Raw genomic sequence first — 8,831 nt, 5'->3', positions numbered from 1 at the left:
CAAGTTCGCGATCCGACAGGCCGTAGAGTGACTGCAGCAAAAGCGCCTTGAACAGAACCAGCGGTGGCCAAGCTGCCCGTCCGGGGCCGCCATCGCGCAGCGGGTTGAGCAGCTTCTCGAAGCGATACCACTTCACCAGACCCGACAATCGATCAAGCGGTGAAGAACCGCCAGCCAACTTGCCGCCCAGAAAAGCCTCCGCCAAGCTCAACTGGCCCATCTGCTTCACTGCCATCGCGATTCCCTCCGAGCTTCGTCTCAGAGAATCACAATCAGCGAATTACGCAACAGGCCCAAGGGGGAGAAGGGAGGGTGCGCTACGCATCAGCCCTGAACGTCTGCTTCTGGATGCCCAGCCCTTCGATGCCGAGCTCGACGACGTCGCCGGGCTTCAGGAACACCGGCGGCTTCATGCCGAGGCCGACGCCGGGCGGCGTGCCGGTCGAGATGATGTCGCCGGGGTGCAGCGACATGAACTGGCTGAGATAGGACACGAGATAAGCGACGCCGAAGACCATGGTCTTGGTCGAGCCGTTTTGCATCGTCTTGCCGTTGACCGTCAGCCACATCGGAATGTTCTGCGGGTCCTTGACCTCGTCCTTGGTCACCAACCACGGACCGATCGGCCCGAACGTGTCGCAGCTCTTGCCTTTAGTCCACTGGCCCTGGCGCTCAGCCTGGAAGGCGCGCTCGGAGACGTCATGCGCGACGCAATAGCCGGCGACATAATCCAGCGCCTCGGCCTCGGTGACATACTTCGCTTTTCTGCCGATGACCACGCCGAGCTCGACCTCCCAGTCGGTCTTGACCGAGCCGCGCGGGATCAGCACGTCGTCATTTGGCCCGACGATAGCCGAGCTTGCCTTCATGAAGATGATCGGTTCCGGCGGCACGGTAGCGCCGGTTTCGGCGGCGTGGTCGGAATAGTTGAGACCGATGCAGATGAATTTGCCGGTGCCGGCGACGCAGGCGCCGATCCGCGGCTTGCCGGAAACCGCCGGCAGCGATTTCGGATCGAGCTTCGACAATGTCTCGAGCGATGCCGGGTCAAGCGCCTTGCCGGCAATGTCGGTGACATAGGCGGAGAGGTCGCGGATCGTTCCATCGGCATCGAACAGGCCGGGGCGTTCGTTCCCCGCCTCGCCATAGCGCAGCAGTTTCATAGAATTCCTCTCCTTGATTTGAGATGAGCTTAGATCGACCAGCCACCGTCGATATTATAAGCCTGCCCCGACGTATAGGTAGCGCCGGCCAGATAGACGGCGAGATCGGCGATTTCCTCGGGCGTGCCGAGGCGGCCCATCGGCTGGCGGGCGATGAAGGCGGCGCGAGCTGCTTCGTAGTCGCCCTGCGCATGCATGCGATCCTGCAGTGACGGGCTTTCGACCGTGCCCGGACAGATCGCATTGCAGCGTATGCCCTTGCCGACATAGTCGGCGGCGACCGATTTGGTCAGGCCGATGACGGCTGCCTTGGTCAGCCCGTAAACGAAGCGGTTCGGCACGCCCTTGGTCGAACTGGCCAGCGACGCCATGTTGATGATCGAGCCGTCGCCGCGCTCCAGCATGCCGGGCAGCACGGCGCGGATGGTGCGGATCATCGAGCGGACATTGAGATCATAGGCGAAGTCGAGATCGCCGTCCTTCATCTCGAGGATCGAGCCGGAATGGACGAAGCCGGCGCAATTGAACAGCACGTCGACGGCGCCGATCTCGGCAAAAGCGGCATTCACCGCCTCGTCGTTCAGCACGTCGAGCTTGCGGGTCTTGATACCGGGCGTCTTGCCGAGATCGGCGAGCACCAGCTCGTTGATGTCGGTGGCATGGATGACGGCGCCGGCCTTGGCGAACGCCAGCGCACTTGCCCGACCGATGCCTTGCGCCGCCGCCGTGACGACAACGACCTTGCCAGTCAGATCCGCCATGCTTTTCTCCTCGCCCGTCTGTGATCGTTCGGCTTTTTACCGGCACAAGGCCGGGGCGCAATGTGCCAGGCGGGCACTACCATCCCGCCTGTTTCGATATTCGCCTGCCGGCCAAATGTTTTTTCTCGGTAAAGAACATCTTTTGGCCCGTCAAGCCCGGACGTCCCTCCGGGACACTCAGTCGCCGTAGGGCACCCAGACGTTCTTGACCTCGATCGCACGGCGCAGCAAGGCATCGCCGGCTGCTTCGCTCGACGCCCAGTCGAGGCTGTGGCCGTTGCCGGTCCAGACACGCTTGAGATTGCCGATGGACTCGGCCTCCGCCTTGGCACAGGTCTCGGCATCGGCGAACATCCAGAGCCCGTCGACATCGTCGTGCTTGGCCAGCACGCCGGCCAGCTCGGCGCTACGGCCCGTAACGATGTTGATGGCGCCCGCCGGAACGTCGGAATATTCGATGACCTGGTAGAGGTCGGTGGCAAGCAGCGGGTATTTTTCGGATGGCACTGCGACTACGGTGTTGCCCATGGCAAGCGCCGGTGCCATCAGCGAGATCAGGCCAAGCAGAGGCGCATTGTCCGGTGCGATGATGCCGACGACGCCGACTGGCTCGTGCAGCGCCAGCGTGACGGCGCGGGCCGGCGGCTGGTGGACGCGGGCCTCGAATTTGTCGGCCAGGCCGGCGTAGAGGAACAGGCGCTCGATCGACAGCTCCACCTCTTCGCGCGCCGCCTTGGCGGTCGCGCCGGTGAGCTGGGTCAAACGGGCGGCAAACTCGTCGGCGCGGCCGGAAAGATTTTCGGCCACGTAGTAGAGTACCTGGCTGCGGTTGTAGGCGGTCGCCTCCGGCCAGGTCTTGCAGGCGCGCGCGGCCGCGACGGCGTCGCGGATATCCTTGCGGTTGCCGAGACCGACCTCGCCGGCAAGCTTGCCCTTTGCGCTGGCGATGGCCAAGGAATAATTGCCGTCCGGCCGGACCTGCTTGCCACCGATGAACAGCTTTGCCGTGCGGTCGATGGCGCCACCTTCCGCCTGCTCGACAGGTTGGGCAGAAGACGTTGCCGGTTTGATGATCGGGCCAAGCGGCAGTTTTGCCGAGAGATATTCGAACATGCCCTCGCGCCCGCCTTCGCGGCCAAAGCCGCTCTCGCGATAGCCGCCGAAGCCGCAGGAGGCGTCGAACATATTGGTGCCGTTGACCCAGACGACGCCGGCCTTCAATTGCGGCGCGACGTGCAGGGCAAGATTGATGTTCTCGCTCCACACTGAAGCGGCCAGGCCATAGCGTGTGTTGTTGGCGAGCTCGATCGCTTCCTCGGTGTTGCGGAAGGTCATAGTGGCGAGCACCGGCCCGAACACCTCTTCCTGTGCCAAGATGTTAGCCGGCGAAACACCGGTCGCCAGCGTTGGCAGATGGTAATAGCCCGCGGCGGGCAGTGCCGAGTCCGGCTGCCAGCAGATCGCGCCCTGCTTGGCACCTTCGGCAATCAGGCCCTTGACGCGATCGAGCTGAGTCAAATCGACCAGCGGGCCGATATCGGTGTTCTTGTCGAGCGGGCTGCCGACGCGCAGCCGGCTCATCCGCGTCTTGACCTTGGCGATGAAGGCGTCGGCGATGCCTTCCTGCACCAGAAGGCGCGAGCCGGCACAGCACACCTGGCCCTGGTTGAACCAGATACCATCGACTAGACCCTCGACGGCGCTGTCGAGGTCGGCATCCTCGAAAACGACGAATGCCGACTTGCCGCCAAGCTCCAGCGACAGTTTCTTGCCCGAGCCGGCAGTGGCCTTGCGGATGATCTTGCCGACCTCGGACGAACCGGTGAAGGCTATCTTCTGGACGCCGGGATGGTTGACGATTGCCGCGCCCGCCTCCGGCCCGCCCTGGACGATGTTGACGACGCCCTTCGGCACGCCGGCGCGTGCGCAGATCTCGGCAAACAGGATCGCGGTGAGTGGCGTGAATTCCGCGGGTTTGAGCACCACGGTGCAGCCCGCGGCGAGCGCCGGCGCGATCTTCCAGGCGAGCATCAAGAGTGGGAAGTTCCACGGGATAATCTGGCCGACGACGCCGACACCCTTGTGGCCGGGAAAATCCCGGTCCAGCGCCTGCGCCCAGCCGGCATGATGGATAAAATGGCGGATCGCCAGCGGCACGTCGATGTCGCGGCTCTCGCGGATCGGCTTGCCATTGTCGATTGTCTCAAGCACCGCGAACAGCCGTTGGTGGCGCTGCATGGCGCGGCCGATGGCATAGAGCACTTTGGCTCGGCTGTAGCCGGTGCTGGCGCTCCATTTCGGCAGCGCTTTTGTGGCGGCCGACACCGCCGCGTCGATGTCGGCGGCACCAGCGTCCGACACCTTGGCCAGCAGCTTTCCCGAGGACGGATCGCTGGTGTCGAAGGTTTTGCCTTCGCTGGCTGCCTTCCAGTCGCCGCCGATGAACAGCGCCTTGCCGAAATCCCGCGCGGCCAGCCAGGCATCGGCCTCGTTGCGGGCTTCCGGCGCCAGCCCGTAATCCATGGCGTGATAGCGTTCGAGAATGTTCATGAAGCGCTCCGAATCACGCCATCGCGTGGCGATGATTGGCCGAGTAGTGGCCGGTCAGATGATGCTCGAGCTGGCGCTCGATATCGGTCAAAAGGCTCGATGCTCCGAAGCGGAACAGCTCCGGCTCCAGCCACGGCCGCCCCAGTTCTTCTTTGATTAGCACCAGCCAATCGAGCGAAGCTTTTGCCGTGGAAATGCCACCGGCCGGCTTGAAGCCGATGAGATAGCCGGTTTCCTCGAAATAGGCGCGGATGGCGCGCACCATGGCAAGGCCGACCGGCAACGTCGCGTTGACGCTTTCCTTGCCGGTCGAGGTCTTGATGAAATCTGCACCCGCCATCATCGCCACCATCGAGGCGAGCATGACGTTGCGCAGCGTGGCGAGGTCGCCGGTGCCGAGGATCACCTTCAGATGCGCCTCGCCGCAAGCGGCGCGCATCGAGACGATCTCGTTATAGAGCTCCTGCCATTTCGCCCCGAATACCAGGCCGCGCGGGATGACGACGTCGATCTCGTCGGCGCCGTCGCGGACCGATGCTTCGATCTCTTGCAGGCGCGTCGAAAGCGGTGCAAGTCCATGCGGGAAGGCGGTCGAAACGGCGGCGACATGGACGCCGCTGCCGCGCAGCGCTTCGACGGCGGTGGCGACGAAGGGATGATAGACGCAGACCGCCGCCGGGCGGATCTTTTCACCAGTAATGCCGAGCCCTTCGACGATGTCGCGACGGAACGGGTTGACCGCCTTGGCACAGAGCCGGCGCACGCGCTCTTCCGTGTCATTCGAGTTCAGCGTCGTCAGGTCCATGCAGGCGACGGCGCGCAGCAGCCAGGCCGCCTGGTTATCGGCCTTGATCGACCGTCTTTTGGTCAGGCTGGCGACGCGGCGTTCCAGCGCCGAGCGGTTGACGCTGCGCATCGATTCCATGAAGCCGAGATCGAGCCTCATGCCGGGATTGCGGGCAATGCCATGGGCTTGCGGCATCGGCACATTGGCGGCGGCGCGCGCCGGCAGCGGCGTGATCTTGGACGTGCCGAGATCGGTGTCGCGGATTGTGCTGCTCATCTCCTGCCCCTTGTTCAGCGAATTATGCCGAAGATAGACCGTGAAGCAGCGCTTCACGAGTCCTTCAAGCGGTCATAGCGGAAAAAGACGGTCGAGGCAGCCGACTTTTGACCGTATGGTCAAAATCAGGGTCGCAAACCAGTAGACTCTGAACTGCCGGCCCTCAGCCGACGAAGGCGCGCTCGACGACGAAGCTTGCCGGATGATGCAGCGAGCCTTCCTGGAAGCCGTGGCTTTCAGCCAGCTCCTTGACGTCCTTGAGCATATGCATCGAGCCGCAGATCATGATGCGGTCGGTCTCGGGATTGAGCTTGTCGATGCCGAGATCGGTGTAGAATTTGCCCGAGCCGATCAGCGCGGTGATGCGGCCCATGCGCTCGGAGGTCTCGCGCGTCGTCGAATTATACAGCGTGACGCGGCCGCCGGTCAGCTCGCCGATCAGCGGATCGTTCTCCAGTGCGGCCACCAGTTCCTGGCCGTAGGTGAGCTCGGCATTGTCGCGGCAGGTATGGGTCAGGATAACCTGCTCGAACTTCTCATAGGTATCGGGATCGCGCAGCAGGCTGGCGAAGGGAGCGATGCCGGTGCCGGTCGAGATCATGAACAGGCGCTTGGCCGGCGTCAGCGCGTCGACCACCAGCGTGCCCGTCGACTTCTGCCGCATGATGACGGTATCGCCGATCTCGATTTTCTGCAGCTCCGAGGTAAGCGGGCCGTCCGGCACCTTGATCGAGAAGAATTCGAGTTCGTCGTCCCAGGACGGGCTGGCGATCGAATAGGCGCGGAACACTGGCTTCTCGGCATTGGGCAGGCCGATCATGACGAATTCGCCGGAGCGAAAGCGCAGCGACTGCGGCCGGGTGATGCGGAACGAAAACAGCCGGTCGGTATAATGCTTCACCGAGACCACGGTTTCGGCATAGACATTGGCCGGTATCGGGAACTGCAACGGCCGGGCGCCGGCTGTGTTGAACGCGGATGTGGTGTTCATCAAACCTAACCTTCTGGGCCGGCTCAGCGCCGGCGCCAAATCTCCACCTGCGCGCCCGAACCGGTCAGGTTCCAGCGTGCCGTTTGCACACTCCGAAGCGGTAAGCTCTTGTGTCCGGAATTTATTAGTATACAAACGATATTTGCGTCAAGACGCCGCCGTAAAACAGCTTTCCAAACTAAGGCATGTAGGCAGTTCGGGCATTTCGGGTTTCGACAATGGGACAGAATTTTTCGGCGCAAGCGCTGGATTCGACTGGCAGCGTCGTCGCCGGCATCGATGTCGGCGGAACTTTTACCGACCTCCTTCTGATCGACGGCCGTGACGGTGGCCGGGTCCACATCGCCAAGACCCCGACGACAGTCGACAACCAGGCGTTCGGCGTCGTTTCGGCACTTGGCGCCACCGGATTTCCGGTCGACGGCATCGACCTCATTGTGCACGGCACGACGACGACCACCAACGCGGTCCTGGAGCGCCGGCTGGCCAAGACCGGCATGATCACCACGCGCGGCTTTCGCGACGTCATCGAGCTTGGCCGGCGGACACGGCCGCAGGCCTATGGAATGACGGGCACCTTCGTCCCGATCGTTCCGCGCAATCTGCGGCTCGAAGTGTCGGAGCGGGTCGAGGCCTCAGGCGCGGTGCGCATCCCGCTCGACGAGGCCGAGATGCGGACAGCGGTTTCACAACTGATCGCAGCCGGCTGCGAATCCCTGGTCATCCATTTCCTGCATTCCTACGCCAACCCGGCGCATGAGCGACGCGCCGCCGAGATAGCGGCCGAGCTTTGGCCGAACGGCTACATCACGACAGGCCACGCCCTGCTTTCGGAAGCGCGCGAATTCGAGCGCGGCGTGACCGCTTCGGTCAACGCTTCGGTGCAACCGATCCTCGAACGCTATGTCGAGCGGCTGCGCAAGGAGCTGGCGTCAAAAGGCTACGCCCGCGACTTCCTGATCATGAACGGCAATGGCGGCATGATCTCGGCCCGCTTTGTCACACGTGAGTCGGCCAAGACCGTCATGTCCGGCCCCGCTTCCGGCGTCATTGCTGCCGCCTATACCGGCAAGCGCGCCGGCTTCGAAAACCTGGTCACCTACGACATGGGCGGCACCTCGACCGACGTGGCGCTGATCCGCAACGCCGAGCCGGCAGTGTCGAACGAGATCGAGATCGAATATGCGATGCCGATCCACGTGCCGATGGTGGCGGTGCATACGGTCGGCGCCGGCGGCGGCTCGATCGCCCGCGTCGATGCGGCCGGCCTGATCCAAATCGGCCCGGAAAGCGCCGGCGCCAATCCCGGGCCAATCTGCTACGGACGCGGCGGCTTGGAGCCGACCATCACCGACGCCAATCTGGTGCTCGGCAGGCTGGCGCCGAAGAAGCTGCTCGCGGTGGAAAACCCGGTCACCGTCGAACGGGTCACCGGCATATTCGAGGACAGGATCGGCCGCGCCACAGGCTTGTCCGGCGTCGAGGCGGCGGGTGCGGTGCTGCGGCTCGGCAACGTGAAGATGGCCGGCGCCATCCGCATGGTCTCGGTGTCGCGCGGCCACGACCCGCGCGATTTCGCGCTGTTCGCCTTCGGCGGCGCCGGTCCGCTGCATGCGACGGCATTGGCGCGCGAACTAGGCCTGCCGAAAGTGCTGGTGCCGGCGCGGCCGGGCATCACCAATGCTCTCGGCTGCGTCGTCGCCGATCTGCGCCATGATTTCGTCAACACGGTCAACCAGCCGGTGGCCGGTCTCGATGAAACCCAACTCCACGAGATATTGGAACGGCACCGAAACGAAGGCGAGGAGCTGATCGGCAAGGAAGCGGCGAAGCCGGAAGCAATCCGCGTCACGCATTCCGCCGACATGCAGTTCGTCGGCCAGACGCATATCATCAACGTGCCGCTGCCGTCGTCTGCCGTGACACGTCAGGTACTGCAGCAACTGTTCGAGAGTGCCTATTTCGCCCGCTTCAAGGTCGAGCTACCGGAAATCCGCGCCAATCTGGTCAACCTCAACACGTCGGTCACCGGCGTGCGGCCGACGATCGATCTGTCCCGGCTGATCGACCCGGCTGGGCGCGCCAAAACGCTCGAAGAGGCGCGGCGCGAAATCCGGCCGGTCTGGTATGGCGGGCGCTGGTACGATACGCCGGTCTACAGCAGGGAAAAGCTGCCGCTCGACGCAGTCATCATGGGGCCGGCGATCCTCGAACAGATGGACGCCACCACAGTGCTCGAGCCCGGCGACCGGGCGCGGTCGGATGCCGACGGCAACATCATCATCGATATCGGCGAGGCCTGA

The 8,831-nt window shown here is 63.8% G+C and carries 7 protein-coding genes; 1 reads left to right on the top strand and 6 read right to left on the bottom strand.

The features are described from left to right. The 6 genes from NKH80_RS23900 to NKH80_RS23875 form a co-directional block, all read right to left on the bottom strand. Positions 1–235: transposase (locus tag NKH80_RS23900; protein ID WP_352751585.1), on the bottom strand; the 235-nt coding region annotated here is incomplete at its 3' end. An 82-nt stretch (positions 236–317) separates the two neighbouring features. Then, entirely contained in the window at positions 318–1,163 is an 846-nt protein-coding gene (locus NKH80_RS23895; protein ID WP_352993907.1) for a fumarylacetoacetate hydrolase family protein, read from the bottom strand. Positions 1,164–1,192: 29 nt separating this feature from the next. Next, the gene (locus tag NKH80_RS23890; RefSeq protein WP_352993904.1) at positions 1,193–1,924 is read right to left on the bottom strand and encodes an SDR family oxidoreductase; all 732 of its coding nucleotides are present in this window, start codon (positions 1,922–1,924) and stop codon (positions 1,193–1,195) included. Positions 1,925–2,101: 177 nt separating this feature from the next. After that, the gene (locus NKH80_RS23885; protein WP_352993901.1) at positions 2,102–4,474 is read right to left on the bottom strand and encodes an aldehyde dehydrogenase family protein; all 2,373 of its coding nucleotides are present in this window, start codon (positions 4,472–4,474) and stop codon (positions 2,102–2,104) included. Between the two features lie 13 nt (positions 4,475–4,487). Further along, the gene (gene deoC, locus NKH80_RS23880; protein WP_352820333.1) at positions 4,488–5,537 is read right to left on the bottom strand and encodes a deoxyribose-phosphate aldolase; all 1,050 of its coding nucleotides are present in this window, start codon (positions 5,535–5,537) and stop codon (positions 4,488–4,490) included. A 163-nt stretch (positions 5,538–5,700) separates the two neighbouring features. Next, positions 5,701–6,528 carry a ferredoxin--NADP reductase gene (locus NKH80_RS23875; RefSeq protein ID WP_352468141.1) on the bottom strand — a complete coding sequence of 276 codons (828 nt, stop codon included), beginning with the start codon at positions 6,526–6,528 and terminating at the stop codon, positions 5,701–5,703. Positions 6,529–6,746: 218 nt separating this feature from the next. Here NKH80_RS23875 and NKH80_RS23870 point away from each other — a divergent pair, with 218 nt between their 5' ends. Further along, entirely contained in the window at positions 6,747–8,831 is a 2,085-nt protein-coding gene (locus NKH80_RS23870) for a hydantoinase/oxoprolinase family protein (RefSeq protein ID WP_352993896.1), read from the top strand.

The organism is Mesorhizobium sp. M0904 (assembly GCF_040319475.1).
Lineage (GTDB): Bacteria > Pseudomonadota > Alphaproteobacteria > Rhizobiales > Rhizobiaceae > Mesorhizobium.
This window is presented reverse-complemented; position numbering and strand designations above follow the sequence as displayed.

Bases quoted from the DNA above. Each gene is read 5' to 3' on its own strand.
- NKH80_RS23870 (WP_352993896.1), top strand. From the start codon at position 6,747: ATGGGACAGAATTTTTCGGCGCAAGCGCTGGATTCGACTGGCAGCGTC.
- NKH80_RS23885 (WP_352993901.1), bottom strand. From the start codon at position 4,474: ATGAACATTCTCGAACGCTATCACGCCATGGATTACGGGCTGGCGCCG.
- NKH80_RS23875 (WP_352468141.1), bottom strand. From the start codon at position 6,528: ATGAACACCACATCCGCGTTCAACACAGCCGGCGCCCGGCCGTTGCAG.
- NKH80_RS23890 (WP_352993904.1), bottom strand. From the start codon at position 1,924: ATGGCGGATCTGACTGGCAAGGTCGTTGTCGTCACGGCGGCGGCGCAA.
- NKH80_RS23895 (WP_352993907.1), bottom strand. From the start codon at position 1,163: ATGAAACTGCTGCGCTATGGCGAGGCGGGGAACGAACGCCCCGGCCTG.
- deoC (WP_352820333.1), bottom strand. From the start codon at position 5,537: ATGAGCAGCACAATCCGCGACACCGATCTCGGCACGTCCAAGATCACG.